General features: G+C 61.5%; 27 protein-coding genes. 12 read left to right on the top strand and 15 right to left on the bottom strand.

Annotated features, from left to right (window positions below; translation table 11 throughout):
- Positions 1-11: 11 nt before the first annotated feature.
- Together PhaeoP97_RS19375 and PhaeoP97_RS20385 are read right to left on the bottom strand one after the other, a co-directional pair.
- Positions 12-1,886 carry a relaxase/mobilization nuclease domain-containing protein gene (locus PhaeoP97_RS19375; RefSeq protein ID WP_072506885.1) on the bottom strand — a complete coding sequence of 625 codons (1,875 nt, stop codon included), beginning with the start codon at positions 1,884-1,886 and terminating at the stop codon, positions 12-14.
- Positions 1,879-2,427, bottom strand: a complete 549-nt coding sequence (locus tag PhaeoP97_RS20385) for a plasmid mobilization protein (protein WP_072506884.1) — start codon at positions 2,425-2,427, stop codon at positions 1,879-1,881. Before PhaeoP97_RS20385 ends, PhaeoP97_RS19375 begins: the two co-directional genes overlap by 8 nt.
- A 677-nt stretch (positions 2,428-3,104) precedes the next feature.
- Here PhaeoP97_RS20385 and PhaeoP97_RS19365 point away from each other — a divergent pair.
- On the top strand, positions 3,105-3,896 hold the full coding sequence (locus PhaeoP97_RS19365) for a nucleotide-binding protein (protein WP_072506883.1): 792 nt from the start codon (positions 3,105-3,107) through the stop codon (positions 3,894-3,896).
- Positions 3,889-4,578: a hypothetical protein gene (locus PhaeoP97_RS19360; protein ID WP_072506882.1), complete on the top strand. Its 690-nt coding sequence runs from the start codon at positions 3,889-3,891 to the stop codon at positions 4,576-4,578. Before PhaeoP97_RS19365 ends, PhaeoP97_RS19360 begins: the two co-directional genes overlap by 8 nt.
- On the opposite strand, the gene PhaeoP97_RS19355 is transcribed toward PhaeoP97_RS19360, so the two are convergent.
- Positions 4,535-4,876, bottom strand: a complete 342-nt coding sequence (locus tag PhaeoP97_RS19355; protein ID WP_157891281.1) for a hypothetical protein — start codon at positions 4,874-4,876, stop codon at positions 4,535-4,537. The genes PhaeoP97_RS19360 and PhaeoP97_RS19355 overlap by 44 nt on opposite strands.
- Before the next feature lie 181 nt (positions 4,877-5,057).
- On the opposite strand from PhaeoP97_RS19355, the gene PhaeoP97_RS19350 reads away from it, so the two are divergent.
- Positions 5,058-5,237 (top strand): hypothetical protein, encoded by a 180-nt coding sequence (locus PhaeoP97_RS19350; RefSeq protein ID WP_072506880.1) that lies wholly within the window; start codon positions 5,058-5,060, stop codon positions 5,235-5,237.
- 162 nt (positions 5,238-5,399) lie between these two features.
- A complete protein-coding gene (locus PhaeoP97_RS19345) occupies positions 5,400-5,669 on the top strand; it encodes a hypothetical protein (RefSeq protein WP_072506879.1) in 270 nt (89 codons plus the stop codon).
- A gap of 447 nt (positions 5,670-6,116) precedes the next feature.
- Here PhaeoP97_RS19345 and PhaeoP97_RS19340 read toward each other — a convergent pair whose 3' ends face one another.
- Positions 6,117-6,980 carry a LysR family transcriptional regulator gene (locus tag PhaeoP97_RS19340; protein WP_072506878.1) on the bottom strand — a complete coding sequence of 288 codons (864 nt, stop codon included), beginning with the start codon at positions 6,978-6,980 and terminating at the stop codon, positions 6,117-6,119.
- Between the two features lie 107 nt (positions 6,981-7,087).
- Between PhaeoP97_RS19340 and PhaeoP97_RS19335 the strand changes: the two genes are divergently transcribed.
- The 7 genes from PhaeoP97_RS19335 (at position 7,088) to PhaeoP97_RS20730 (ending at position 12,743) form a co-directional block, all read left to right on the top strand.
- Positions 7,088-8,242, top strand: a complete 1,155-nt coding sequence (locus tag PhaeoP97_RS19335) for an ABC transporter ATP-binding protein (protein ID WP_072506877.1) — start codon at positions 7,088-7,090, stop codon at positions 8,240-8,242.
- Position 8,243: 1 nt separating this feature from the next.
- On the top strand, positions 8,244-9,212 hold the full coding sequence (locus tag PhaeoP97_RS19330) for a carbohydrate ABC transporter permease (RefSeq protein WP_072506876.1): 969 nt from the start codon (positions 8,244-8,246) through the stop codon (positions 9,210-9,212).
- Positions 9,212-10,174, top strand: a complete 963-nt coding sequence (locus PhaeoP97_RS19325; protein WP_072506875.1) for a carbohydrate ABC transporter permease — start codon at positions 9,212-9,214, stop codon at positions 10,172-10,174. Before PhaeoP97_RS19330 ends, PhaeoP97_RS19325 begins: the two co-directional genes overlap by 1 nt.
- A gap of 121 nt (positions 10,175-10,295) precedes the next feature.
- On the top strand, positions 10,296-11,543 hold the full coding sequence (locus PhaeoP97_RS19320) for an ABC transporter substrate-binding protein (RefSeq protein ID WP_072506874.1): 1,248 nt from the start codon (positions 10,296-10,298) through the stop codon (positions 11,541-11,543).
- A gap of 59 nt (positions 11,544-11,602) precedes the next feature.
- Positions 11,603-12,430, top strand: coding sequence for a metallophosphoesterase (locus tag PhaeoP97_RS19315; RefSeq protein WP_072506873.1), 828 nt, complete (start codon positions 11,603-11,605; stop codon positions 12,428-12,430).
- Positions 12,427-12,564 carry a hypothetical protein gene (locus PhaeoP97_RS20735; protein ID WP_237029063.1) on the top strand — a complete coding sequence of 46 codons (138 nt, stop codon included), beginning with the start codon at positions 12,427-12,429 and terminating at the stop codon, positions 12,562-12,564. Before PhaeoP97_RS19315 ends, PhaeoP97_RS20735 begins: the two co-directional genes overlap by 4 nt.
- 8 nt (positions 12,565-12,572) lie before the next feature.
- On the top strand, positions 12,573-12,743 hold the full coding sequence (locus tag PhaeoP97_RS20730; RefSeq protein WP_237029062.1) for a hypothetical protein: 171 nt from the start codon (positions 12,573-12,575) through the stop codon (positions 12,741-12,743).
- A gap of 19 nt (positions 12,744-12,762) precedes the next feature.
- On the opposite strand, the gene PhaeoP97_RS20725 is transcribed toward PhaeoP97_RS20730, so the two are convergent.
- The 6 genes from PhaeoP97_RS20725 to PhaeoP97_RS19285 all read right to left on the bottom strand — a co-directional run bounded on the left by PhaeoP97_RS20725 (position 12,763) and on the right by PhaeoP97_RS19285 (position 20,934).
- Positions 12,763-13,170 carry a hypothetical protein gene (locus tag PhaeoP97_RS20725; protein ID WP_237029061.1) on the bottom strand — a complete coding sequence of 136 codons (408 nt, stop codon included), beginning with the start codon at positions 13,168-13,170 and terminating at the stop codon, positions 12,763-12,765.
- A gap of 416 nt (positions 13,171-13,586) precedes the next feature.
- Complete coding sequence (locus PhaeoP97_RS19305) at positions 13,587-13,817, bottom strand: DUF6429 family protein (protein ID WP_072506918.1); 231 nt, start codon at positions 13,815-13,817, stop codon at positions 13,587-13,589.
- Positions 13,818-13,867: 50 nt separating this feature from the next.
- Complete coding sequence (locus PhaeoP97_RS19300) at positions 13,868-14,125, bottom strand: WGR domain-containing protein (protein ID WP_067296573.1); 258 nt, start codon at positions 14,123-14,125, stop codon at positions 13,868-13,870.
- An 85-nt stretch (positions 14,126-14,210) separates the two neighbouring features.
- Positions 14,211-15,143 (bottom strand): DUF2493 domain-containing protein, encoded by a 933-nt coding sequence (locus PhaeoP97_RS19295; RefSeq protein WP_072506872.1) that lies wholly within the window; start codon positions 15,141-15,143, stop codon positions 14,211-14,213.
- A gap of 373 nt (positions 15,144-15,516) precedes the next feature.
- Entirely contained in the window at positions 15,517-16,548 is a 1,032-nt protein-coding gene (locus PhaeoP97_RS19290; RefSeq protein WP_072506871.1) for a DUF7146 domain-containing protein, read from the bottom strand.
- 3 nt (positions 16,549-16,551) lie between these two features.
- The gene (locus PhaeoP97_RS19285; RefSeq protein WP_072506870.1) at positions 16,552-20,934 is read right to left on the bottom strand and encodes a bifunctional class I SAM-dependent methyltransferase/DEAD/DEAH box helicase; all 4,383 of its coding nucleotides are present in this window, start codon (positions 20,932-20,934) and stop codon (positions 16,552-16,554) included.
- A gap of 175 nt (positions 20,935-21,109) precedes the next feature.
- Between PhaeoP97_RS19285 and PhaeoP97_RS19280 the strand changes: the two genes are divergently transcribed.
- Complete coding sequence (locus PhaeoP97_RS19280) at positions 21,110-21,406, top strand: hypothetical protein (protein ID WP_009827198.1); 297 nt, start codon at positions 21,110-21,112, stop codon at positions 21,404-21,406.
- 524 nt (positions 21,407-21,930) lie between these two features.
- Here the strand turns inward: PhaeoP97_RS19280 and PhaeoP97_RS19275 are convergent.
- From PhaeoP97_RS19275 to PhaeoP97_RS19255, 5 genes are all read right to left on the bottom strand, one after another.
- Complete coding sequence (locus tag PhaeoP97_RS19275) at positions 21,931-22,632, bottom strand: RES family NAD+ phosphorylase (RefSeq protein WP_067297288.1); 702 nt, start codon at positions 22,630-22,632, stop codon at positions 21,931-21,933.
- Positions 22,629-23,030, bottom strand: coding sequence for an MbcA/ParS/Xre antitoxin family protein (locus PhaeoP97_RS19270; protein ID WP_072506869.1), 402 nt, complete (start codon positions 23,028-23,030; stop codon positions 22,629-22,631). Before PhaeoP97_RS19270 ends, PhaeoP97_RS19275 begins: the two co-directional genes overlap by 4 nt.
- Before the next feature lie 58 nt (positions 23,031-23,088).
- Positions 23,089-23,733 carry an antitoxin of toxin-antitoxin stability system gene (locus tag PhaeoP97_RS19265; RefSeq protein WP_072506868.1) on the bottom strand — a complete coding sequence of 215 codons (645 nt, stop codon included), beginning with the start codon at positions 23,731-23,733 and terminating at the stop codon, positions 23,089-23,091.
- Complete coding sequence (locus PhaeoP97_RS19260) at positions 23,726-24,145, bottom strand: hypothetical protein (protein WP_072506867.1); 420 nt, start codon at positions 24,143-24,145, stop codon at positions 23,726-23,728. Before PhaeoP97_RS19260 ends, PhaeoP97_RS19265 begins: the two co-directional genes overlap by 8 nt.
- Positions 24,146-24,220: 75 nt before the next feature.
- Positions 24,221-24,418 carry a hypothetical protein gene (locus PhaeoP97_RS19255; protein ID WP_072506866.1) on the bottom strand — a complete coding sequence of 66 codons (198 nt, stop codon included), beginning with the start codon at positions 24,416-24,418 and terminating at the stop codon, positions 24,221-24,223.

The raw sequence follows: 24,418 nt of genomic DNA, 5'->3' as shown, positions 1-24,418 counted from the left end.
TTTTGAATCCTCTAAAGGCCGTAATCGCCACTGGTATCGTCCCGGTCGCGCCCTCGCTCCTCGGCGCGCTCGAAAGCCTCGATCCGGGTCCGATAGGTGGCGGCGGGTTCGCTGTCGCGGCCGGCAATGTCATCATCCGCATCCACTGCGGCGATGGCCTTTAGCTCCGAGAACACGGCTTGTCGCAGACCAGGGTCTTCGATGCGGTCCATGAGCGGATCGATCCGGCCCGCTGCCAGCTGATCCATATCCCCGTCGCGCAGGTCTTGCCGCACGTCGGAGATCAGCTTGTCCAGCGTGGCGATGTCGGCAAGGCGGCTGCCCTGCCCTGCGTCAAGAATGTCTTGACGCGCCAGATCCGCCAAAAGATCACGATCCATGTGCAGCCCCGCAAAAACATCACGCGCGCGCGCCTGCAGGTCGCGTTCGAGCCCAAGCCAGTCCGAGCGCTCCTGGGCGTCCACTGGGCGTGATGCTTCGAGTTGCGCCTTGCTGCAATGGGGTGCGGTGAAACGGGCAGCGACTTCTTCGACGCTGCTGCCAGCCTCCTCGAGTCGTGCCTCCATGGGTGCCAGAACCCGCGCCAATTCCGCTCGGAAATGACCCAGTGCAGCATCGGCCTCAGCCGAGAGCGGATGGCCCTCGTCTCCTGCCCGTGCAGCCAGTCCCGCAATCCCCTGCACACTGTAGGGATCGCGCTCGGGCGACACCGATGAAGAATGATCCGCAAGAAAGTCCCGGCCCAGAAGCGTGCCCATTTCGCGGGCCTGCCCGGCAAAGAGCTGTTCCAGTTCGACCTTTTCGGCACCGGGCGCCATGTCCTGAATGGCGCTCCAGGCGGTGTCGGCTTCCGCTTGCAATGTCTCGCGGGCGGCGATCAGACGACCGATCACATCCGCTCCGGCAGCGGGGATATCAACCCCTTCGGCAAACCCTTCTTTCACCGGCATTCCTTTCATCAAGTTGGTGGCGGCAAGCTCTGCGCCCTCCGCGATGCGCCCCATCCATCCATCCGGAGGGGTGTCGGCCTCCAGGCCCATCCCCGCAAGTTGCGCCAGCTGCCGATACCCCTCGGCGTGTCTGCGTATCTCGGCCTCTCGCAGAGCGCGGCTTTCAGGATCCAGCGGGGCAACCACTGGCTCCCGTCCCTCCTTGCGGGCCGCCTGCAAATCAGTGTCCCGCGGGGCGTTTTCCATGATGCCGCGCGACAGACGGGAAGAGGCGTTCAGCACCAGCCCGTGCTCGCCCGCGATCTGCGCATGCAGCTCGCGCATCATGTCATAGCTGATCTCGGAATGGCGGCTGATCGAGAGGAACTTGCCGTCCTCCATCCCGACCTTGTCGACAAGAACATGGGCATGCACATGGTCTGTGTTGCAATGGAGGGCCGCCACATACCGATATCGATCCCGGTAATCCCCGCCGAACACCTCCTGCGCCCATTCGCGCGAGATGGCTTCCGCCAATTCCGCCTCGGTTCCCTTGGGAAAGGACAGGATGATGTGATCGGTGTGACCCCGTTTCGGCGCCCCGCACCAGGAAGCACTCCAATCGGCAATGACATTTTCCATGCCGCGCTCGCCAAAGACACGATCGATGCCGATCTGGTTCGACCAGGCTGCGACCCGCGCCTCGTCGCGCAGAATGTATTTCATCTGTCGGCGTAACTCTTTGGGCGAATGACACCCGCCCGTGCCGACCCGCTTCACCACGCTTTGCGGCACCCGCAACGCGTTCCAGGACATTACCGCAACTGCCCCGCCGGACGTACCACGCCGACGGCCCGGCGATACGCGCGCTTCGCCTGCCATGGCTGCAGACCGCCGCCCCACATGAGGCAGTATCTCGCCCAATACCGCCTGCTGGAGGGTGCGTGTTTCAGCCATCGCGCTGCCCCTCCCCAACGTCCCGAAGATCGGACACCCGGACGAAGGACCCGCGCAGCGAGGCCGCGCGCAAAGCCTGCACAGCCCGGGCAACCTCTTCGGCCCGATCCGCAAGCCGACCGACCAGTGCCGCGTCGCGCGCGTTCCACCGCAGCTTGCCCGCATGGGCAAGCTTCAGCATCTGCACAAGATTGCGCGCCAAGGCATTGAGCTGATTGGCCGATGCCTTGAGCGCCATGACTTCGTCCCGGCGAAACGCGACAATGCCGGATGACAGACGGATCATGTGCCGGAGCAAACCCGACGTGCTCATGCCCGTCTCAGCCACAAGCGCCTCGAATGCTTCGGCCTCACGGGCGGACACCCGAACCTGCAGCACGCGGCCCTTTGTGGTTCGATCCGTCACCACACCGCGCGCCCGCACGCGGGCGACAGTGGGCCGGGAGCAGCCAACACGCACGGCGATCTCCCCATCGCCAAGCCCTTGCGCGGCAAGCCGGAGAACCTCCTGTCGGGCTATGGTGGAGAGGCGTTTGGACATGGGTGGCAAGATTTATCATTAGATAGTTTTTGTAAACACGAAAACTCTAATGAGTCGCCGCACAAGTTTTGTCATACACAATACCGTTCCTGTCAACGTCCTTTCGGTCCGTTGTCGCACCTTCGGTGATCAGCAGGCAGGGCCTTGGCCATGCCTGCTGTAAACCCCACGCGACAACGAACAGACCGAAGGGACACCGCCTCCCCCGCGCCGCGATCCGGGACACTGGCCCGGATCCTGAACAGGCGCGGGAATGACGTCGGCGCAGCCGACACGATATCCCTTCATTGGCGTTGAATGCTCAAAGGGGTTCTCCCGGAAGGAGAAGAAGACCTTGTGGGATTGGAACGCCTGCGCAGCACCGTGCTTATTACCTCGGCGCTGATACGGATAGTCGATGGTCAGGTGACCCGACACCTCGAAGGCTGATGGCAGCATTGGGAAATTGCCACAACGACGCGATGGCGAAAAGAATGGACGCTGCAATGAGGGTCGGCGTGAGTGACCTGCTGACCGATTGACCGAACGCGTACACAGATGATCGCCAAAACAGTACATCGCCACAGCAGCTGCACATCTGTCGGACCCAAAGGTTGAACGCCTGTATCGCGCAAGGTCTGGACGCCATCCCGAGGCATCGCCATAACGGCCCAAAATATACGTTATGGAGACATTGAATGCTTGTTGTGACGGCCATCTCCGCGAAGGGCGGATCGGGAAAGACAACTCTCATACAGATGCTTGCGTCCGCCATGCTCGCACGCGGCCGCCGTGTGCATGTCATGGATGCGGATGCTGACAAGCAAATCCTCGAATGGGAATCAAAAAGCGCGCGCGCCGACTTCGGTGATCTGCCACGCCTTCCATGGCCCACAGGCTTGACCGTGGCCGATGCCCCCGAGACCGTTGAAGGCCTTTACCACGCGCTGGACAGCTTTGAGGCTGAAGGTATTGATCTGGTTCTGATCGACACCCGCCCCGGCGAACACCCCGACACCGAAACACTGGCGCTGGCCTGCGACATGATCCTGGTGCCGGCCGTGCCGGTACAATCGGATTTCGTGGCGGCCCTGAAAACCCTGACATGGGTTATGCGCATGATCGAGACGCTCGGACCGGATGACCCCGCCCCGCTGTTTTCGGCGGTATTGATGAACGCGGACAAACGCGCGATCGATTTTGTGACCGCAGGCGATGACTTTGAGCGTGATGCGGCAAGAAGCAGGGTTCACCGGCAGGACCTTGAGGTCTTCGAGGTGATTTCCACCATGCCACTTCTGCCCACGCCGGTGCCCCATCTCACTGCGATCCAGCGCATGCCGCTGACCGGACCGCTGGGATACGTGCGGGACATTTATGAACAGGATCTTCGTCATCGGTTGCAGGCGGGGCATCTTTCCTCCGCCCTCGCCTTATGCAGTGAGATCCTTTGCGACATCGAGGCCATGGTGGACGCTGCCAATGGCTAGGAAGATTCCAAACCGGTCCGGGACCGCTGTCTCGAACGAAGACAGGTTGGCGCGGTCGCGGCAGTTCGCCACGAGCGCCACGAAATATGCCGCATTCAATCAGAGTACGGCGGCAGCGGTCGCGACAGAAGGCCCAGCGGTAAATTCGGTGGACGAGAAAGAACCCCGGAAAGGGCAACAGGCAGCCTCGGCTGAAACCGCGCGCATCGACCCAGGGGTATCCACCCAGCCGCTGGCGGATGATGCTTGCAGCAATAGCACCGAAACGCAGTCTCGAACCTATTACGTGCGCATCGGGGCTAAGGATAAGGCACGGATTGATGCGCTGGCAGAACGATCTGGCCTTGGCCTGGACTACGTTCAGCGTGCCTTGGTAAAAGAGGTTCGCGCCCGCATGCAGAAACTGCGCGACACCGCGACCTGGCATGAGGTTGCCTCCGCTGCACGACCACGCCTGACCGAGCCCAAAGGCACTGGTGCCCCCTTTATGAAATCGATGATCAGGCTCGACGCCGCCCATGCGGCAGTGCTGCAGATGAGCATTGATGACCCGCTCAACGTCTATGGGGTGACGCAACTGTTGTCTGCCTTCGGCAAGGCGGTACTGAGATCCGAAATCGAAGAACTCGCTCGAAAGATCAGCGGCATCGAAGCCCGGGCAGTGCGTCCTGATCCAGCGTAAAGGCATCGCGTGCAGTCACGACAGCGATTTGACCGCCCGCCTCGATCATGTCGATGAGCTGTGCCCATTCGGCAGGATCAGCATCGCGTTGCGTTGCGATCCCGTCCTGCACAGAAAAGGCAGCCTGCTCTCCGGTCGCCGCAAGAAAGACAATGCGTTGTGGCGCTTTGTCATCGCTGTGACGCGATAAAAAATAGGCATGGCTCACGTTTGGGTTGTAGACACGGTCTGGATCGCAAACTAAGAGCAAAGTCCCGTCGTTTGCAGTCGCAGCATAGGTCTCCAGACCTCGCGACAAGCCGATCTCCCACTCGGCAGCGACAGCCGATGAAGCCGCGCCCAGAAAGAGCGCAATATGTAGAGGCCTGTAAAGCAAGTTTGTAAACTCCGTTTTGTGTTGGCCAAGCATATATAGGTACCGGCATATACCTGCTACCTGATAACTGCGGCTCCGACCAAATGGAGGTCAGGAGAAGAGCATGAAGAATTATGCGGGTTACCCCGTCGAAGTCATTTGGGCGACGGTAAACGGTGAAGAGGTCGAGGTTGGCGTCGTGTTCCAGTGGATCTGCGGCATGCGCCGTACAAGATGGTCCGATGACTTTGATCCGTCGGACAGTGCGAACCTGAGGTACGAGGCCTATGGGGACGCAGGATAGACAGCCTCCAGACCCAAAATGCTCGCAAGCGACCGGAGCAGGACACGATTGTGATCCGAGGGCAATGACACCGAGAGAGAGAGAACACGCGGGGCGGAGATCGTTGCAAAGGCGACGACGGTTTGCAACGCTACCAAAGAAGACCGATAGGAGACCCATGAGATGAAAGAGATTTTCAACGTTGGCGAGACAATCTTGCTGGACGGCGCGCCGCTTGCACTGGTGACCCCCGATGGCGTCAAGGCCTGGATCGAAGACGGCGTTCAGCACAGCTTTCGCTACGACCAAGTGCGCGATCCGCTCAGCGGCCAGATGAAATACCGCCGTCTCTACGAGAAGAACGGGTCGGATATGCCGTTCGTGCTGGTAGGCAACCCTGACAGTGAAGAAGGCGCGCACGTTATTCTGTTCGACCAGAAGCCAGACGCATAGCCCTTCTGAATCTTATGCCAGGTGGCGAAGACTAAAGCCCCTCGGCTTCGCCCGGCGGCAGCGTCCGCCTTGCAAGAGGGATGCAGACCCGTCAGGGCTGAAAGCGGATCGTGAAGGCGACCATGTGGCAAACGTCTTGGGATGGCTCAGGATGAGACAGGCCAAGACGTATTGGCACAGGAATACAGCAAGGTCAGAATTCAGGGCGGAGCCTCAGCAGCCCGGCCCCGCTTACGGGGCTTGCCCATGTCGAAACCTTCACCATTACAGTCACGCACATCGCAGCATGGAAGCCTATTTCGCAGGTGCAGCATCGTGTTCGGCCCAAAGCGGTAGTTCGCGCCTGTTGCGGCTAACGGCGGCTCTGAGCCCTCTTTTACCAATGCTGCACGACACACGAGCGGCTGCTTTTGGTATCCTTAGTGAAGCCGAACGCTCAGGGGTTTCTCATTCAATTGCGGCGTTTATGAATTCTGAAACCAGCTTCAACCGCGCACGGTCTTTGGTGGCGATAAGGGACGTGTTTCGGGCTTCAGGCATTTCTTCGATGTCAATTTCGAAAAGATTGTCTTTGATGAGGCTGCTGTTTTGCAAGAACAACGCGACACCAATTCCCTGCAACACCGCTTCGCACATCAATGGGAAGGTCGTCATTGTGGCCAAGCGATTTAGCGAGATGGTGTAGCGATCGCAGGCTTGGTCCAGCAAGCGACGCGTGAGTGACCCATTTTCCGGGATAATGACTGTCTCTTGTTCGAGCTCAGACAGTGAAATCTTGCTGCGCTTTGCGAAAGGGTGATCGCAGCGGCAATAAATCACATACTTCGCGCTTTCGATGTGGATTCTCTCCCAATGCTCATGCTCGGGCGCATCCGTGATCAAACCCACATCCGCAAGGCGGTTGCTAATCATCGATTTGGCAGTCGTCCAATCGTGAAGGCCGAAATCGACGCGGATATCGGGAAACCGGCGCTGAAACCTTGCGATGATCTTTAGCGCGGGTTGCGGCGCATTTCCGATGATCTTGAGACGGCCTTCTTTCATGGCATTGAACCCTTCGAGCCGCTCGGTGACCTCTGCGCTGAGGGCGACCATGCGGTCGGCCAGATCGTAAAAATCCTGTCCTGTCGGGGTCAATTCGACCCCGTCGCGGCCGCGCAGCAAAAGCAGCGTTCCGACGCCTTTTTCGAGGTTCGCAACATGTTGCGTGATCGTGGATTGGGTGACGCCCAGCCGAGTTGCGGCGGCAGAAAAGCTCCCCTCACGGACGACATAGGCAAAGGCTTCGAATTGATGGTGGTTGGGGCGCATGAACTTTCCTTTTGCTCTCCACATAGAACCCATCGGTTTCACTAATATGACGACACAAAACAGTTGTGCTCACCGCTTATTGCTTGGCTGCAACACGGGGGAATCACATGTCAGATCTGCAAATCGCATCTGTCACCAAGGACTTCGGAGAGACTTCCGTTTTGAAAGGGGTGACCCTAGATGTGAAGGATGGTGAGTTCATTTCACTGGTGGGGCCATCTGGTTGCGGAAAATCGACACTGTTGCGGATCATCGCTGGGCTGGAGACGCCAACGAGCGGCAACATCTCGATCGGCAGAAAAGATGTAACACAGCTCCGTGCGGCGGATCGTAATCTGTCGATGGTATTTCAATCCTACGCGCTTTATCCGCATTTGACCGTGGCCGAAAACATCGCCGTGCCTTTGCAAATGCGCCAAATGACAGCATTGCAGCGGTTGCCGGTGCTGGGCGGTTTCTTGCCCGGTGCGCGGACCCAAAAAGACGATATTGCCCAAGCGGTTCGGCAAGCGGCTGAGATGCTGGAAATCGCAGCACTTCTGGACCGCAAGCCTGGACAATTGTCGGGCGGACAGCGGCAGCGCGTAGCACTGGGCCGCGCCTTGGTGCGCGATCCGGCCGCATTCTTGTTGGATGAACCGCTGTCAAACCTTGATGCCAAGCTGCGTGTACAGACCCGCGCTGAAATCGCCGAGCTGCACCGCCGCCTGAAGGCCACCTTCATTTACGTCACCCATGATCAGGTCGAAGCCATGACCATGTCCGACCGTATTGCGGTGATGATGGACGGTGAGATCCTGCAATGTGCGGCCCCCGATGAGATCTATGAAGACCCTGACGACATTCGGGTGGCCGAATTCATCGGCTCGCCCAAGATCAATATCTTGCCGGTCGAGCGCAACGGCACGGAGCTGACCGTTTTTGATCAGGTTTTGACCTCTCGTTTCTCCATCGACAGCCCAAAAGTCATGCAATTGGGTCTACGCCCCGAAGCCCTGCGATTGACTCAGTCCTCGCCACGTCTGACCGGACGGGTCGTGCATTTCGAAAACCTTGGGTCCGAGATCTTTGCCCAAATTGCCTTGGACAGCAATGGGTCGCGTGTGACCTTGCGGGCCATGCCGACGCAGCGGCAGAGTTTGGGTCTGGGGGCTCAGGTCGGCCTGACCTTTGATTTAAACGCGGCCATGATATTCGACGCTGAGGGCGTGCGATTGCGCCGCGCCGAACTTGCCGCCAACCGCACACCTGAGGTGGCCTAACATGGCTGTCGTGGACCCCAGCGTCGCAAGCATTGTCAAAGCCAAACCTGACAACAGGCGCGCGCGCGCGGGCTGGGGGTTGGTCGCGCCTGCCTTGACGCTGATGGCTTTAATCCTGCTGGTGCCGATCATCGTGGCGTGTGTCCTGTCTTTCACCAACTATTCATTGGGCAATCCCGGCTTCGATTGGGTCGGAGTACAAAACTACGAGCGCCTGTTCACCCGTTCGTCTTACGAAAAGATGTTTATCGCTACCTTTACCTATGTGGTCACCGTGGTGCCCATTTCCGTGGGTCTCGGCCTTGGGGCGGCCTTGCTGGTCCATTCGCTGGGTCGGATCGGGGAGGTCTACAAGACGATCTATTTCCTGCCTGTGATGGCCACGTTGCTGGCCATGGCCATCGCCTGGGAATTCATGCTGCACCCGACCATTGGCATGGTGAACCGTACGCTGGAATTGACCTGCGGGACGTGGTTTGAGGCGTTGCCCTTCTTTGCCAATGGTTGCGCCGAGGGGTTTCCACTGTGGTTGGGTGATCGCGATTACGCGATCTGGGTGGTCTGTTTCATCGGCATCTGGCAGGGGTTTGGCTTCAACATGGTGCTGTTTTTGGCTGGTCTGACGTCGGTGCACCGCGAGCTCTACCACGCGGCCGAAATGGATGGGGCCCGCTCCGCTTGGGAGCGGTTTCGACTGGTCACATGGCCCGCCCTTGGGCCAACCACGGTCTTCGTCGTGACCATTTCCTGCATCCGCGCCTTTCAAGTCTTTGACACCATCGAGGCCTTCTGGCCGCAGGGCGGTGGGCCGAACAAGTCCGCTTATGTGATGATGTTTGCGATCTTCGAAAAAGGCATTCAGCAGAACCTGATCGGGATCGGCTCGGCCATCACCATGTTGTTCCTGCTGTTCGTCATGTTTCTGACCCTGATCCAGCGCTGGTTGGTCGAACGCAAGGTGCACTATTGATGACACGTGATTGGTGGAAACATATGGTGCTGATTCTTGGCACGATCATCGTGCTGGCGCCGTTCTATATGATGGTCAGCTATTCGTTCAAAAGTCCGGGCGAAATCGACCGGGGCGAAGGCGGGTTCTTTGGCCGTCAGGAAATGATGATCGACCCGCGCTGCGTCGCCCTGCGCCAGCCAGACCGCGCCGATATCGAAGCCGCCCGCGCGCGGTTTGCGGGCCAAGACGACGCCAACGTGCAGGCGGCCTTGCTGGCCGAGACCGAAGCGTCCTGTTCCATGCGCCCTGTGGTGTTCAACTATTCCAAGGCTTTCACCGAAGCGCCGCTGGTCCGCTATCTGCTTAATGGCGTCATCGTCACTGTATCGATTTTTCTAATCCAGGTTGTTGTGGCCCTGCCTGCCGCCTATGCGCTGGCAAAGCTGAAATTTTGGGGGCGTGATGCGGTCTTCGGGCTGGTCCTGTTTTGCCTGTTGATCCCCGTCCATGCCATTGCCCTGCCGCTTTATATCGGGCTAGCGAAGCTGGGGCTGACCAATACCTACGCGGCTCTTGTCGTGCCTTGGACGATCTCGGTCTTTGGGATTTTCCTGATGCGACAGTTCTTTATGACCGTGCCCGACGATCTGATCGACGCGGCGAGGATGGACGGGATGTCCGAGTTGGCCATCGTTTGGCGGGTCATGTTGCCCACGGCGGTCCCCGCGCTCTTGGCCTTCGCGATCTTTTCTGTGGTCGCACATTGGAACGATTATTTCTGGCCGCGCATCGTCGTGACCGGAAACCGCGATCTGTTCACCCCGCCGCTGGGTCTGCGCGAATTCAAGGGCGACGGGGACGGGTCGTTCTTTGGCCCGATGATGGCCACGGCCACCGTCATCGTCACACCGCTGATCGTCGCGTTTTTACTGGCCCAACGCCGCTTTATCGAGGGGATCACACTGTCTGGAATGAAGTAGGGCGCGCCTTGGCCCGCCCTACCCATAACGCCGCAAGGGGATAATCGCCTCCCCACACGGGGAACATCATTGGGGTCTGCCAATCGCCAAACCGTCAGCCCCGACAACTGGAGTAAATGTAATGAAACATACCCTAACTGCAATGGCTTTGGCCCTGTCTGCCACCGCCGTTTACGCCGAGGACAAGGTGACAATCGAGTTCGCCTATCCTTATAGCCACCTCTTTGATGTCACCTATGAAGCGATGATGCCTGCCTTCCAAGCGGCACATCCCGATATCGAGGTTAAGTTCCGCGCCACATATGAGTCCTACGAGGACGCTACCAACACCGTCCTGCGCGAAGCCGTTGCTGGTAACCTGCCGGACGTTTCCATGCAGGGCCTGAACCGCCAAGCGCCACTGGTCAACAAAGGCATCGCACAGTCACTGGCCCCGTTCATTGCCGCTGAGGCCGATTTCGAAACAGAAGGCTACCACGAAGCGATGCTGTCTTTGTCGACTTTCGACGACCAAGTCTACGGCCTGCCGTTCTCGATCTCGCTACCAGTTGGCTATTACAACATGGATATCTTGCGCGAAGGCGGCATCGAAGAGCTGCCGACGACATGGGACGAGGTGATTGCAGCCTGCAAGACCATGAAGGCCAACGGCATCGACAACCCGATCTTCTGGGGCTGGAACATCACCGGCAACTGGTTCGTGCAGGCCCTGTTGTGGAGCCAGGACAAAGCCATCGTCGAGAATGGCCAAGTGACCATGGACAGCCCCGAAGCGCTGATCGCGCTCGAACAGATGCAGGAAATCTTTACCGAGTGTGAAATGCAGAACCTCGAATGGAAGGCTGCTTTGTCGTCTTTCTCCGCCGGGGATGTGGGCATGATGTTCTGGTCGACGTCGGCCCTCGGCGCGGTTGAGCGCAGCCAAGGTGATTTTGAACTCGTGACCGGCCCGTTCCCGGGCCTTGACGGCGCGCCGATGGGACTGCCCGCTGGCGGCAACGCCGCGATGCTGACCTCGACCTCCGATGACCCTGCCGTGCGTGAAGCAGCTTGGACATGGTTGAAGTTCATCACCTCCGGTGAAGGCGCGGCCCAGGTGGCCATGACAACTGGCTACATGCCCCCCAACAAGGCGGCCAACGAAATCATTCTGGCTGATTTCTACGAGCAGAACCCCAACAAGCAGACCGCTGTGGACCAGCTTCCGCTGCTGCGCGACTGGCTGGCCTATCCCGGCGACAACGGCTTGGCGATCACGCAGGTGATCTATGACGGGATCGAACGCATCGTTACCGGCGACGCAACCGATATGAAAGAGCTGCAAGAAGAACTGGTCGAAGAAATCGCCGACCTTCTGCCAAACGGCTAAACCAATACCGGTCGCCCTTTCGGGGGCGGCCGGACCTATTTTTAGAAAGGCTCAGGTCCATGAAACTTGTGCACATTTCCGACATTCACCTGACAGTCCCCGGCGAACGTATGGGCGGTTTGAACCCCCACAGACGTTTTGCCCAAGCGCTCGACCATGTGCGAGCCCAACACGGCGATGCCGCTCGGATTATCATCACAGGCGATTTGACCCACTGGGGCGAGCCTGCGGCCTACGCGACCCTTGTCGATGCGCTGACCGATGTGCCTTGCCCAGTGCGCCTGTTGATTGGAAACCACGATGACCGCACCGCGTTTCTCGGCGCTTTTCCGGACCATCCCAAAGACCCATCCGGGTTCATCAACCACGCAGAAACAGTCGACGGCACGCGTCTTATCTACCTCGACACAACCGCTCCGCGCACCCACGCTGGCCACTTCTGCGCCGCGCGGCGCGATTGGCTGGAAAGTGAGTTGAAAGACTGCACGCGCGCGCGCGTGTTCATGCATCACAATGCCATGCCGCTTGGGCTGCCTGCCGAAGACAAGATCGCTCTTGTCCCCGAAGACCGCGCACCGCTGGCGGAGCTATTCAGCACCTATTGCGACCGCATCGAGTATCTCCATTTTGGCCATGTCCATGCACCCTTGCACGGGATGTGGTGCGGCGTTCCGTTTGCCAGCGTTCGCTCCACCGGCAATCAGTCCCTGCCTGATCTGACCGAGCAGGAGCTGTTACAAGGTGCTCCCATGGCCCCGTCCTATGCAGTGATCCTTGCAAGTGACAGTGGCACAATCATCCATGACATTCCCTTTACGTGGGATGGGCCCGTGTTCAGCGCAGGTACCGCGTGGGAAGACTGGGCAAAACCGGTTGCCGCAGAATGAAGTTCATCCATCTCACCGACACGCATGTCATTGGCGATGGGATGCTTTATGGACCAGTTCCCGCCGCGCGGCTGCGTGCCGCTGTGGCCTCCATCAATGCCGAACATGGCGACGCTGGTTTTTTGTCGCCCTGACAGGTGACATGATCCACTGGGGCGACGCAGCGGCCTATGCGCGGTTTCTGCGCGAAATCGAAGAGCTCACCATGCCCGTGCATCTGATGGTGGGCAATCACGACGATACAACAGCTTTTTGGCGAGGCTTTCCCAGAAACACCCCGCAACGAAAACGGTTTTGTCCAAAGCGGTTTTGACACTCCGTTCGGGCGGTTTTTATTGCTGGACACGAAGGACACAGAAACTCACGCGGGCGCTTTTTGCCCCGCGCGCCAAGCTTGGTTGGATCATGAACTGGATCAAACCGACTGCCCAATCGTCCTGTTCATGCACCATCCGCCGTTCAAAACAGGCATCGCTTCCATGGACCGGATTATGTTGCAGGACTCGGAGACATTCTATGATGTCGTCGCCCCCCACAAGGCGCGCATCCGGCATCTGTTCTTTGGTCATGTGCATCGTGCGATTTTTGGCAATTGGCGCGGCATCAGCTATTCCTGCATGCGCGGCATGAACCATCAGGTCGCCTTGGAGCTGAACGGGGCCGTCGATCATATTACGGAAAATTGCGAAGCTCCGGCCTACGGTGTGGTGGCGCTCAGCGACGATCAGGTCACGTTTCATTTGCACGATTTTGCTGATCGTTCAGAGCGGTTCTTTTTTGTGAAGCGGCCCTATGGGCTGCGCGAGACTAAACGCCACACACCGGAGTACCGGAATACAACGTGCTGGCCGACCGTTTGCACCCATTCAATGTCTCATAAGCCAAGCGCTTTTGAGTTACATACTATGATTTCATCTCGGATGATTGGCGTTTTGTCCCTTTCGCCGTCATCGAGCAAATGTGAACCGGTCAGATACCGGACATTGGCGCACCTGCAGCGAAAGGCAGCAATGTCCGCATTCCAGACCTCCACGCAAACCGCAGCCAATGACCGGAATCCGCCCTGCGCGTTGCTGATGCTGCAGATGCGGATGCGGAAGCGAGCAAATTGCGCGCAGATGCAGCGAACGACTGTAAGGTCCCGCAAAGCCGCCCGTCACTCGGCCTTGCTGAACTCCCGCGCGAGAATTTCCCGCGCATGCGCGACCCCTTCTGGGGTCAGGCTCAGCGGTTTCGCCTTGTTTTTGGGATCAAAAATCAGGCCTTTCTCGAAAAGCCGGTTGGTGATGGCCCAATCGATTCCCTTCCAGACCTGATCGCCGTAATGCAGCGTCAGGCTAAGGATCGCGAGAGCCGCATCATCGATCTTGTCAGTGTCGAGTGCCATCTCCCCCTCGTTTTCCTGTGTCTGCCCGCTTTTCGAACCGCGGCCGCGCATCATGCATAACCCCGCCGCTTCTTTATCGCCGCAAGTTTCATCAGCGCGGTTACGGCGCGCCCTTCATCTGGATGCTGCTCAATCATCATCTGCCCGCGCGCGCCAATGCGGCCCCATTCGCGCACCAAGCTGGCGCCCCCAAAGAGATCGGGCTGAATGCTCATGCGGTAAAACCGCCGCATGTTGCAGGCTGGATCGATCCGCCGCATCTGCAGGTCGGTCGGGAACACCTCAAGTTGAGCGACAGAGTGAGACATATCGTGATCCAGCAGGCTTTCTTCCAAAATATCAGGTGGAAGCCTGCTCTTCCACCTCGATTTCCCCGCGAGAGGAAAAGGGGGCTCATGCCCCCTTCTCGAACTTCATGACCGGGATGCCCTGCTTTTTAGCCTTGTCGGCAAGGTTCTCCTGGATACCCGTGCCGGGGAACACCAGAACACCCACGGGAAGCACGTCCAGCATCGCGTCATTGCGCTTGAAGGGGGCGGCTTTGGCATGCTTGCTCCAGTCGGGCTTGAAGGCCACCTGTGTAACGCCCTGGGCTTCGGCCCATTTGGCGGCGATGAGCTCTGCGCCCTTCGGGCTACCACCGTGCAAGAGCACCATATCGGGATACTTGGTGCGGACCTGATCGAGCTTGCCCCAGATCAGGCGGTGATCGTTGAAGTCGGTCCCGCCGGTGAGGGCGACCTTGGGGCCTGCGGGCAACATCACCTCGGTTTCTGCGCGGCGCTTGGCGGCAAGGAAGTCGCGGCTGTCGATGAGCGCTGCTGTCATGTGCTGGCGGTTCACCATCGAGCCAGTGCGGGGCCGCCAGGCCGAGCCTGTGTGATGGACAAACTCGGTGGCGGCGTGATCGCGCATCATATCCATGCAGTTGCGCCGTTCGATCAGCGTCAGGCCTTCGGCCGTTAGGCGCTCAAGTTCGGTGGATTTCACCTCGGAGCCGTCCTGCTCCCGCTGGAGGCGGCGCTGCACCTGCTCGTTCTCGTCGAGCGACCGCTCAATCCTCGCCGTGGCGCGGTGAAAGAGGTTGACCTGGCCCCAGAGCACCTCTTCGAGGTCGGGTTCCATGCGGGTGTCTTCCAGGGTCGCGACGAGGGCATCGAAAATGTCTGCGACGGCGACCGCAAGGCGCTGCCCATCGGGCATTGGGCGCGGATCGGGCTCATCAAAGGGGCGGTAGCCATAAAGCTGCAACTCGTCGAGCGCATGGGCGGTCTGGGATGCGGTGTGGGCGGGTTCATACGTGTCGTCGTGAGTGTGGATCGTCATCAGTTTCTTGCCTCCGGGCCTGTCTCATCCGCGCGACAACCCGCGCGGCCTTCGTGGGCTGCGAAAGCCGTCATGGGGGACGCCCCTTCACCCCGCCTTTCGGGGCCGGAACGCATGTGGAGGAGGGCGGCAGGCAAGCTATTTGTTTCGCGATGCAAAGCGGGGGCTCGTCCCCCGCGGCGGAAATAGCTTGCCTGCCGCCCTTGATGGGGCGTCCCCTTTGACGGCCGCCTGCCCATCTCTTGAAGGCCGCTCGGGTGTCGGGTGGATGAGATTTACCCGGGAAGAGGCAAAGGTGATGATCCACACCCGCGACAGGACTGCAGGACCCCTACCCCCCCTCTGCCCCTGACCGCCCCCTGCGCGATGCTGCTCAGCCTGACAGGCGCTGCCGATCCTCAAGCCCGATCTGCCCTGCCAGATGCTGGCGCAGCGCCTCTTTGCCGGTCGCCCGGAGATCATCGTTGAAATCCCCGAGTTGTGGCTCGAGCACATGGCACCCAATCCCGACCTCTGTGGCTCTGGCGATCAACCTCTCTGCCGCGCGTTGCCCGGCCGGATCGCGGTCGATCGCGATGTAGAGGCGCTGCAGCCCCTCCGGCAACTGGACCGCCCCGAGGTGACCCGACGAGAGAGCCGCCCAGACGGGAAGGCCGGAGGCCGCCTCGGACAGGGACAGCATGGTCTCGATGCCTTCGCCGACCACGAGGATGTCTTCATGCGGGGTCAGCCTGACGGCATTGCCGAGGAGGTGACCCATGGCACGCCGCTGCGTCTCGACATCCGCTTTCCCCTGACCGTCAAGAGCCAGCCAGGTGCGATGCACACCCTGCAAAGCCCCTGCCCCATCGGTGACCGCGGCGATCAGCGCCGGTCTGGGGATGCTCCGGGTCTGGCCCTCATCTCGATGCCAGCACTTCGGGTGGAAGCGCAGCGCGCTCATCGTGCCGCCTTGGGTCAGGCCCCGGGCCCGAAGGTAGGTGTCGGCAAGCGTGCCTGCGACCGGCACCGAGGCTGCAAACAATCGCGCCGGCGCCGCTGGCGTGCCACCGGGGGCTTTGGCCTTCTTCGGCACTGGCGCATCCGGGAGGACCGGCTGCGGACGGCCAAGATGCGCTCGGGCCTCAGTGAGAAGATCGGGAAAGCGGGAGATCCCAGTCCGCTCGCGGATGATGTCCAGAAGATCGCCATGCTCGCCCGTGGCGCCATCGGTAAACTTGCCGGCCGCGCCCGGCCCCGACGCAGGCCCGTTCAGCCGCACGAAGAGCGACCGGCCGGGATTGTTCTGCAAATCGCCGACGATCCAGTAGGACCCTTCCCGCCGTCCGGCGGGAAGGTAATGGCGACACACGCCTTCAGCATTCTCCGCGAGAGCGCGGATCACATCTTCGGTCTCGGAATACATGGCTCAGCACCCTCCACGCGCATGTAGTCCTGTCACGGGACAACGTGCAAGCAGACGATCAAGTACTGCGATGCCGCTGGAGTCTGCTGGGCAGAAGAGCCGCAGCTTCCAGGCGATGATCTCCGAGAAGAACCCATCTGCCTTGAGCCGGTCCTTGGCGGCACCCAAAAAGCCCGACAGTTCTATCCGGTTCACCCCCATGACGCGGGACCTGTGCAACTCCATCCCCTCGGCCAGCCGCACCACGGTCTTGCCCTCCAGAACGAGGGCATGAACCTGTGCGGCTGTCAGCTGCGGCGCGTCAGCGGCCAGCGTGGTCGCGACCCAAGACGGCGAGACGCGGCGACCGATGATGCGCTGCCCATCGTCGGTTTGCAGCCGGTAGATGCGGGTTTCATCCTGGGGGAGCTGCTTCCAGATCGGCAGCAAGAGGCCCGCCACGATATGCAGGGTGGTTTCCGAGAACTCCGGCACCTCGGCCAGTTCCGCGGTCCAGGCGGCGGCGAAGACTGCGCGGTCGGCTTCGAGCCAGTGGGTGTCCTCCATCATCCGGGCCGGAACCGTGCTGGCCTCCGTTGGCCGGATCAGCCTCAGCCGCGGTTCGATGGTGCCGTCATCCAGCATAAGGCTGGTGGCTGGCACCTGCACCGCCGCCCGGCCCGAGCGGCTGTTGACCAGAAGCCGCGCCTTCGGGTCGTCGAGCCAGTCGAGTGCATCGACAAGGGAGGTCGGCGTGTTGCGCCGCTTCTCCGCGATGGTGAGGAGCTGGGTTTCCGCGCCGGAGCCGGGATGCGTGTAGATCACCCGCGCATCCGTGACGCGGAAGCTCTCGGCACGTAGCGTCTCGAGACCAAGGTCATAGACCCCAGCGGCGATGGCCCCTTCGATCCGCTGATCGAGGAGTTCCTCGAAGGCCGAGAAGAGCACGGCCTGCATGTCGATCGTCAGCGCCAGCAGGCGATTGAGGAAGGTCGTGATCGGCGGCAGGTCATCCTTCAGACCGTTGTCATCAGTCAGGCTGAGGCCGGTCGCATCCTCAAACGCCATCAGCGAGCAACCCGCCACATCGCCGCGATAGATGCGGCGGTAAAGCTGGCGCAGGGCATCGCGGGCATAGGGGGACTCCAGATTGTCCTCCGGCCGGAACAGACCCTGCCCGCCGGTCTGGCGCTGGCCGCGCGTTATCGCACCAAGCGTGTCGAGGCGACGCGCGATGGTCGAGAGGAACCGCTTTTCTGCCTTTACATCGGTCGCGACGGGCCGGAACAGCGGTGGTTGCGCCTGGTTGGTGCGGTTGGTGCGGCCCAGTCCCTGAATGGCCGCATCGGCCTTCCAGCCCGGTTCCAGGAGGTAGTGGACCCGCAGGCGCTGGTTCTTCGCCCCGAGATCGGCGTGATAGCTGCGCCCCGTGCCGCCCGCATCCGAGAAGATCAGGATGCGCTTCTGGTCATCCATGAAGGCGGCGGTTTCCGCGAGGTTGGCAGACCCCGCCCGGCTTTCCACGACGAGGCGGGCTGCAGCGCCCTCGCCCTTCCGCACGATACGGCGCGAGCGGCCCGTGACCTCGGCCACCAGGTCGGTGCCGAAGCGCTGGACGATCTGGTCCAGCGCGCCGGGCACAGGCGGCAGGCTTGCCAGATGCTCGATCAGCGCATCGCGGCGGCGCACCGCCTCGCGGCATTCCACCGGCTGGCCGTCGCGCGTGACAGGCCGCGAGGAGAGGTTGCCTTCGCTATCGGTGAAGGGCTCGTAGAGCTGCACCGGAAAGGAATGCTGCAGATAATCCAGGCAAGCCTCTCTTGGCGTGATGTCCACCCGCACATCGTTCCACTCGTCCGTGGGGATGTCCGACAGGCGGCGCTCCATCAGCGCCTCGCCCGTCGAGACAATCTGGATGACGGCCGCGTGGCCTGCGGCGAGATCGGCGTCGATGGCGGCGATCAGCGTGGGAGTTTTCATCGAGGTCAGCAGATGGCCGAAGAACCGTTGCTTGGCGGACTCGAAAGCCGAGCGGGCGGCGGACTTGGCCTGGCGGTTCAGCGTACCGCCGGATTCGCCAGTAATGTTGGCCGCTTCCAGCGCCGCGGACAGGTTCCGATGTATGACTCCGAAGGCGAGCGCATATGCATCATAGATGCCGCGCTGCTCCGGCGTCAGCGCATGTTCCAGCATCTCGTATTCGACGCCGTCATAGGACAGCGAGCGCGCCGTGTAGAGGCCAAGCGACCGCAGATCGCGGGCCAGGACCTCCATCGCGGCAACGCCGCCAGCTTCGATAGCTTGCACAAATTCCGCCCGCGTCGAAAACGGAAAGTCTTCCCCGCCCCACAGACCGAGGCGCTGCGCATAGGCAAGGTTGTGCACCGAGGTTGCCCCCGTGGCCGAAACATAGACCACGCGGGCATTCGGCAGCTTGTGCTGCAGCCGCAGACCCGCCCTGCCCTGCTGCGAGGCCGTAACATCGCCGCGCTCGCCCTTGCTTCCTGCGGCGTTGGCCATGGCATGGCTTTCATCGAACAGGATCACCCCGTCGAAATCAGCCCCGAGCCAGTCGACGATCTGGTCAACGCGGGACTTTTTTGCACCCCGCTCCTCGGAGCGCAGCGTGGCATAGGTGGTGAAGAGGATGCCCTCGGAGAGCGGGATGTCGCGGCCTTGTGCAAAACGCGACAGCGGCGTGACCAGCAGCCGCTCCTGGCCAAGGGCAGACCAGTCGCGCTGCGCGTCCTCGAGAAGCTTGTCGCTCTTCGATATCCAGAGCGCCTTGCGCCGGCCTTGGCACCAATTGTCGAGCACAATCCCGGCCGACTGGCGGCCCTTGCCCGCCCCGGTGCCGTCGCCAAGGAAGAAGCCGCGGCGGAAACGGACGGCGTCAGCGGCATCGTCCGGCGCGGCCGAGACCAAGTCGCCGGTTTCATCGACAGTCCAAGACCCCGCGAGATACGCACCATGCGCCGCGCCCGCGTAGATCACGGTTTCAAGCTGCGCGTCGGACAGAAGGCCATCGCGCAGGATGGCGGCTGGAAGCTTGGGCCGGTAGCTGGGTTTCGGAGGAGCGACCGAAGCCATGGCCGCCGATTGCACCAGCTTGGTCGGGTGCGGTGTGGCGCCGGGAATGTCGATCGCCTGCAGCCGGAAGGTCTCATAAATGGCATCCGACAGGCGCGTGCTGGCCCCGTCCTCGGTTGCATCGCGCAGGGTATAGGCGAGGTTTGCGGCCTCGATCTGTGGAGCGGCGTTGGTGGCTGGTGTTGGTGACGTGATGCGCGATGTGCTGATGGCAGCGCGCGTGGCGCGGGTAGGATTTCCCGGAAAGGGGGAAGTGAGGCCCTGCCCGGCTGGTGCGACCTGCGCCAGCGCGAGGCGCGGGGGGACATGGGTAGTGATCAGCGAGAGAAGGCTGGCGACATCAGGCGATATCGGGCGCGCCAGATCGGCGGTGATGCCGCCCACCTCGCCACCGCGGCATTTGTCGAAGACCGAAATCCGCGTCTCGAAGCTGGTGCCGTGCTTGGCGAAGGCGGCACCGGACACCGCACCCGTAAAGACCAGATGCGCGGTCTCGGTCGGGCGCCCGAAGGTCTCAGCCCAGGCGGGCGCATCGGGCGCGAAGCCCGCACCGGTGATGGCGACCAACCGCCCGCCGGGGGCCAGACGCGCGAGCGCCGAGCGCAGATGCCGGGCTGTCGCCTCGGTGGTGCGGGCGTCGACATTGGCCACCGCCGAGAAGGGTGGGTTCATCAGGATGACGCTCGGGCGCAGCCCCGCGTCGAGATGATCGTCGATCTGGGCGGCGTCAAAGCCCGTGACAGGCCGGCCCGGAAACAGGCGACGGAGGAGATCAGCGCGGGTGTCGGCAAGCTCGTTCAGCACGAGGCTGCCGCCCGCGATTTCCGCGAGGATCGCCAGAAGGCCCGTCCCAGCCGATGGCTCCAGCACCAAATCGCGCGCGGTGATCTGTGCTGCAGCCATTGCGGCCAGCCCCATGGGCAGCGGCGTCGAGAACTGCTGGAACCGCTCCATCTCCTCGGACCGCCGCGTATGGGTCGGCAAAAGGCCGGACACCTTGGCAAGGATCGGCAGCAGCGCTGCGGGCGAGCCCGCCCGCGCCAACAGCGCGCGGCCAAACTTCCGCAGGAACAAGACCAGCGCTGCCTCGCCTGCTTCATAGGCCAGCTTCCAGTCCCAGGCGCCGGTCGCGTCAGAGCCGCCAAAGGCGCGCTCCATCTCAAGGCGCAGGCGCAGCGCGTCGATCTGGAAACCTTGCGCCAGGTCAGGCTGCAGCGCCTCGGCCACGCTCAAGATCGCAGCCGAAGTATCGGGGGAGGGGATGGGGGCAACAGACGCAAGTGCGCGCTCGGTCGCAAAATGGGCGAGATGGGTCATCGGGGAACTCCGGAATGAGGAATAGGATCAGGCCCGGACACCCTCTTTCGGGCATCCTCAGGCCTGACCTTCCCCGGCCCTCCTCTTCCTCTCAAACCCCATGATTTCCGCAGGCGGCTTGCTTTTGTTCCTGTTATGTTCTATACTGAAACCAAGCTAAGAAGGGAGATCTCCGATGGAAAGCACCACTTACGTCCTGCCCGCGACGCCAAAGCAGATCGCCTATGCGCGCGCTCTGGCCCTGCGCAACCAGACGCTTCTGCCGTGGGAGGTTCAGCAAGATCGGCGCTCCTTGAGCGCCTGGATCGACGCGCAGGCCAAGCTCACACCCGCGACTGCGCTGGACAGCCTGCCCTCGTCCAAACAGGTCGCCTTCGCCGAGCGTCTCGCCCGGATCAAACGCCGCGCCGTGCCGGATGAGTGTTTCCGCGACAAGGGGCTGATGTCGAAGTGGATCGACGGGAACAAGTGAGCACGGCACCGGCTAGCTCCGGCCTTCCGGAGCTTCTGCCATACCGTGGCTTGGCAAACCGAGCGTAGTTGCCAACCTATAGATTGGCAGATTTGCCCTTCGGGACATCAGCCTCGGTCAAGCTCCTGTCCGAAGGACCAAGGTCTGGTCGCGGCGGCAGACTGGGAGGTACACCGCTGAGACCTTCGGCAACCACTGCAAGTCGTTGCCGTCTTTCGACCCGGCGTCTTCAGATCTCCCTTCACGTGGGGCTAGTCCATCAATTCTTTGGAAATGGTGATATTGGAGCGTCCATAACGCTGGAAAAGCAACCTCATCGAAGAAAACTATAGTGGTCTCTTGGGGCAGAGACGTCGCCTTCCTCAGCGCGTCTATAGGAAGCCCAGAAGACCGGCGGACTCAGTCCAAAGCCTCAAAGAACAACTGATGGTCACATGACTTCAAGTGCGTGGCGTCCAGCCTGTTGCCGTTTGCCGGTTTCATGTCTTCGGACCCCGCCAAAAAAGCGCTTGCGCCGCAAAGCGTCAGCCGACGGCCGTAAGCGAGTAGTGCGGTGTCCCATCCCAAACAAGATCCCAAGACGCGCCCGGCCGGACGTTCTGGATGGCGTGGGGCTCGAAGCAGACGAGGCAATTCCCGCCCGGCGCGGGAGCCCGAACTGAGGGGTAGATCAGGCCCCGCGATCCAGCCCGGCGAAGATGTTGGGCCAGGCTTTGGCCCTCGGGATATCCGACAGCCGGATCGGGATGCAGCGCTGGGTGTTCCGGCTCATCGGTCAGATCATCGAAGATTCCGATGAAATCCGCCAACAATTCCACATAGCGAGCGCTGTCATGGAAGCTCCCGGTAAAGCCGAGTTCACGGGTGCGGTGCCAGGCCACTTCGCTGACAGAAACCATCACCTCCCACGCGCAGTACCAGGCGCCACGATCTTCGGTGTTGAAGCGGTTCCCGCCGGCGCGGGTATAGGTGAAGGCGGCGTTGACATGACTGTCGCCGTAAATGCGCAGATCGCGGCTGCGCCGCTGCCAGGCAAGCTCGCGCGGGTCCAGATGGGGATTGCGGCCACGTTCGGCAAGAAGGCGGCCGCTGGTCAGGCCCTCGATCTCTGCGAGGATCTCCATCTCGTCATCGGTATCGACGAGACCGCGCAGGGATGGCGGCTTGTGGTAGGTGGCGGGCAGTAGACGAACGAGACCGCGATCGGAAATCTCGGTCTGCTTCATGCCCCACCACGCAGCGCATCCAGATATGTCCGAACCGCGAGAATTTGCGGCAAGCCGCCGTCGATCGCCGTGTCAACCGGACGGCTGCCCCCAAAGAGCGGCCCCGTGTTCGGCCGGGTGAACCAGCTTCGCGCGAGCGGCTCGGAGAAATAGAGTTCGAGCGATTTGTAGATGCCGATCACCGCACTGAGCCGCAGCAGTTGATCCTTGGTCAGTTCCCCCGTGAAATCCGGCTTCTTGGCACGCTTCCACGTGCTCACCGTCATATCGGCAAGGCCAGCCGCTTCGTTCAGGTTAAGGCCCCAGGCATCGACCACGCGCGCATAGGCCTTCAACGCGACGGCGTTGATCTGTGCGGGTTCTCGGATTTTCTCTGCGACGTACATGGCGTCCTCCATCGGCCTGAATATAGATCATATGGCCTCATTGTAAAGATCAAATGAACTTCCCGCGCTCTCACCCGAACCGCCGCCCTCCTTCCGTGAAGGTGTACTCGTTCACGATGATCCCCTCCTCGATGGCCTCGTCCGAGGTCAGGTGGTCGTATTCACTCTGAAGCTGGCGGTAGAGCCAGCGGGCAAGGTCGCGCAGCGCCTCGGTCACGATCTCCTCGGCGTCCTCGGTCGGCGGCTGCCAGGTCGGGCTGTCGCGGGTGACGTCCACCGACATGGTGTATTCGTGGTAGTAGCGCCCGCGATGGCTGACCTCGGCGGCGAGCTGGTAGAAGTTCCGCCGCTGGATGGCCTGCAACCGATCCGCCATACCATGCAGCGTCGCGTCCGTGGGCGCGTAGTCCCGGATGCGCGCGGTCGCCCCCTTGGCGTGGGACCAATAGCCTTCGAAGCAAGCGCCGTCGCCCTGGCTCCAGAAGCCGGAAAACCAGATGCAGGGTTTGGCCCGCGTCCCGCCGCCCATCAGGCGCACGGGCGTGGTCTTCAGGCGGATTCCGAGAATATCGCAGATGCGCTCGAAATCCTCGTAGACCGCGTCCCACCAATCGTCGTGAGGCCCAAGCTCGCGATACCAGCTGCGCGCCTTTTCCTTGGCCGCATCCGAGAGTTCGGGGAACTGGTAGACGGTGGTGCAGATGATCTCAGGCATGGGGGTCCTCCCCGTTAAGCGCGGCGGCCAGCCATTCCTGGCTGCTCGTACAACCGATGGATTTGCGGGCACCGAGATCGATGACATGCGCGCCGCCGCCGAAGGCGTCGAGGCGCGGGCGGGAACAGGTCAGACCGTACTGAAACCCCCAGAGGCCGGTGAGGTCGAGGTCTTCGGCCAGGCGCAGCACGAAGCGGATAACCGCCTCGACATCGCCATGCTCGTCGTCATGGATCCAGAGGGTGCTGCCCTCGGAGGCGTCCTGATGCACGAGGGTGAAACCCGAGACCACCGGATCATCGGCGTCCTGATCCGCGGCACGCAGGTCATGAAACAGCGCGAGTGCGCGGGCGGCTTTTTCGGGGCTGCCGACGTCGATCAGACATGAGAAATGGGTGAAGTAATCCGCCATGGGGACCTCCTGAATGGGAAAAACCCGGCCGGGCGGCCGGGCGTTGTGTTGGAATGAAGGGGTGGTTGGGGGCGATCAGCCGGCGGGATCGTCGCCCCCCGCCTGTCGCGCGGCATGCGCGCAAAGCATCTGCAGGTAGAAGCGCTTGCGCGCCGTCCGGAAGCCGCGAACAGCCCGGGTGTCGGGATGAAGCGCCCGAACCGCCGCGCGCAGGACGGTGTAGGGCGACGCCGTCACTGGCAGGCCCAGGCGCTGATAAGCCGGATCAGTCAT

Source organism: Phaeobacter porticola (genome assembly GCF_001888185.1).
GTDB classification, from domain to species: domain Bacteria; phylum Pseudomonadota; class Alphaproteobacteria; order Rhodobacterales; family Rhodobacteraceae; genus Phaeobacter; species Phaeobacter porticola.
Note: the sequence above shows the minus strand (reverse complement) of the source record. Positions and strands in the feature narration are given on the sequence as shown.